Raw genomic sequence first — 324 nt, forward strand, 5'->3', positions numbered from 1 at the left:
CTTGACGTTTTGATGGAGAGATTTTGCTTTCTACAAGTAAGTCGATTAATACTGTATCTTCTGCAGTACGTTCTACAGATGGTACGTCTTTGAATCCTTGTTCAATTTCGCTTGCAGTTAGTTCTGCTACAGAACCGCTGAATAGTGCAGCTGAAATTTTGATTGCTTGCTCTAATGCTTCTTCGCCGTGAACAAGTTTTGTCATTTCAGAACCTAATGCTTTTTGTGCTGCACGTTTTTCTGGTGCTTCAGCTACTTGCTTTTCAAGCTCAAGAATTTCTTCATGAGATAAGAATGTGAAGTATTTTAAGTATTTAACAACGT

General features: G+C 37.7%; 1 pseudogene. It reads right to left on the reverse strand.

The window, feature by feature from the left end:
- Nucleotides 1-324, reverse strand: a pseudogene (locus SB717_RS34615) (tyrosine--tRNA ligase); the annotation flags it as partial.

The sequence above is a fragment of the Priestia sp. SIMBA_032 genome, from assembly GCF_046535215.1.
GTDB lineage: Bacteria > Bacillota > Bacilli > Bacillales > Bacillaceae_H > Priestia > Priestia aryabhattai.